The 1273-nt window shown below is 44.7% G+C and carries 1 pseudogene; it reads left to right on the top strand.

From position 1 onward, the window contains the following. Positions 1-79 precede the first annotated feature (79 nt). Positions 80-1115: pseudogene (locus C3B51_RS22720) on the top strand (IS630 family transposase). The last annotated feature ends 158 nt before the right edge of the window (positions 1116-1273 follow it).

Raw genomic sequence — 1273 nt, 5'->3', positions numbered from 1 at the left:
TAGTATGTAACATGAGAGTTATACCAAATTGATTAAATTTATGATCTAATGTCAAAATCTAATATCCATCGATGGGATAATGATTTTGCAGCCCTCTGATTTTATTAAGCTCTCCAAACAAACTAAAGATCCAAGAAAGAAAGTGCGCATGCTTGCGCTGGCTCATTTCTTTGAAGGTAAATCTCGCTATCAGATTGCTGAATATTTAAAGGTCAGTCGTACTAGCGTGAACAAATGGGTCAAAGACTATCTCGACTATGGATTAGAGGGCCTGGAGGACCTGCCTCGCTCGGGCCGTCCTTGTAAACTGGATGGTGCACAGCTGAAGCAGCTTAAAGCATATGTACTCGACTCTATAAGCCGCACGGAAGGTGGTCGGCTAACACTAGAAGATATTCAGCAGTATATCTCTGAGTCTTTTCACATAGAATACGAGTTATCGGCTGTTCACAGACTGTTGAAAAGACAAAATTTCTCATGGATCAGCAGTCGGTCAATCCACCCTAAAGGGGAGCAAGCTCGCCAGGAAGCTTTTAAAAAACTTTGAGCTGGAAACGATCCTTCACACCCCGTGACACCTGCTTCCTGAGCGCATTGATGTATGGTTTCAGGATGAAGCGCGATTTGGTCAGCAAACTTCAACAACAAAGGTGTGGGCTGAAAAAGGCTCACGCCCAAGAGTCGTAAAGCAACAACAATTCGAATATGCCTATCTGTTTGGTGCTGTGTGTCCAACGACTGGCGAAACAGAAGCACTCATCTCACCTTTAGTGAACAAAGAAGTCATGTATTCTCACCTGGAGCAAATATCACAAAGGACTCAACCAGGAAGAATGGCCGTGGTCATCATGGATCGCGCAGCCTGGCACTTCAAAGATGGTTTGGTAGAGGGCTTAGAGAATGTCGTGATCATTAGGCTACCGCCTTATTCCCCAGAGTTAAACCCCATAGAGCAAGTGTGGAGCTGGCTGAGGCAACATAAGTTATCAAACAGAACCTTTGCCAACTACGATGACATTTTGGATCAGGTCAGCGAAGCATGGAATGCGTTTATCTCATGTGCTGACAGGGTGAAATCATTATGCTTTCGGGACTGGATAAATCTGACCAGTTAATTATTCAAAATGGTATGAGATGAGCGCAAGGACGCGCGATGGGACCCAGCTTCATGGATGAACAGACAACGCCGCTCTTTCTACAACTTTTTTAAATCGCACATAGCAAAAAACCCGCTGCATTTCTGCAACGGGTGTCTCTTATAAGGCCCTGGCGA

The organism is Pseudoalteromonas rubra, from assembly GCF_004212645.1.
Classification (GTDB): domain Bacteria; phylum Pseudomonadota; class Gammaproteobacteria; order Enterobacterales; family Alteromonadaceae; genus Pseudoalteromonas; species Pseudoalteromonas rubra_G.
Note: the sequence above shows the minus strand (reverse complement) of the source record. Positions and strands in the feature narration are given on the sequence as shown.